The organism is Klebsiella sp. NPDC088457 (assembly GCF_044900465.1).
Lineage (GTDB): Bacteria > Pseudomonadota > Gammaproteobacteria > Enterobacterales > Enterobacteriaceae > Klebsiella.
This window is the reverse complement of record NZ_JBJDNH010000122.1, coordinates 1-1,096: the sequence shown is the minus strand read 5'-3', so window position 1 is coordinate 1,096 and position 1,096 is coordinate 1. Positions and strand designations below refer to the sequence as shown.

The following is a 1,096-nucleotide window of genomic DNA, read 5'->3' as shown; positions in this document are numbered from 1 at the left end:
CTAAATAGCTGCGCCAAATAGTAGATCACTTTGAGGGAACTCAGCCCGGATTGTGCGATCTGATCAATCGCCAAAAAGAAACAAACCACCAACCGGACTGAGCGATGCCGAGCATAGCACCCATTCCCCGTGACGATAGACGTCTGATGCAGAAAGCAATCCATAAAACGCACGATAAAAATTATGCCCGCAGGCTGACCGCTATGCTGATGCTGCACCGGGGCGCTCGCGTCAGTGATGTTGCCAGAACGCTCTGCTGCGCCCGCTCATCTGTCGGGCGCTGGATTAACTGGTTTACCCTGTCGGGTGCTGAAGGGCTGAAATCCTTACCCGCCGGGCGTGCCCGTCGCTGGCCGTTTGAGCATATCTGCACACTGTTACGCGAGCTGGTCAGGCATGCTCCCGGCGATTTTGGCTACCAGCGTTCACGCTGGAGTACAGAACTGCTGGCAATAAAAATCAATGAGATAACCGGCTACCAATTGCATGCCGGAACCATTCGCCGCTGGTTGCCGTCTGCAGGGCTTGTATGGCGCAGTGCCGCGCCAACCCTGCGTATCCGTGACCCGCATAAAGATGAAAAGATGGCGGCAATCCACAAAGCACTGGACGAATGCAGCGCTGAGCATCCGGTGTTTTACGAAGATGAGGTGGATATTCATCTCAACCCCAAAATCGGTGCTGACTGGCAGCTGCGTGGACAACAAAAACGGGTGGTCACGCCCGGCCAGAATGAAAAATATTATCTGGCCGGAGCACTGCACAGCGGGACAGGTAAAGTCAGTTATGTGGGCGGCAGCAGCAAAGCCTCATCTTTGTTTATCAACCTGCTGAAGCACCTGAAAGCAACGTACCGCCGGGCCAAAACGATTACGCTTATCGTGGACAACTACATTATCCACAAAAGCCGGGAAACGCAGCGCTGGCTGAAGCAAAATCCGAAGTTCAGGATAATTTACCAGCCAGTTTACTCGCCGTGGGTGAATCATGTTGAGCGACTATGGCAGGCGCTTCATGACACGATAACGCGCAATCATCAATGCCGTTCAATGTGGCAACTGTTGAAAAAAGTTCGTCACTTTATGGAAACGGCCAG

The 1,096-nt window shown here is 53.0% G+C and carries 1 protein-coding gene; it reads left to right on the top strand.

Annotated features, from left to right (window positions below):
• Window positions 1-104: 104 nt before the first annotated feature.
• The coding region (locus ACI2JR_RS28335; RefSeq protein WP_462480118.1) for an IS630 family transposase at window positions 105-1,096 on the top strand (992 nt) is incomplete at its 3' end.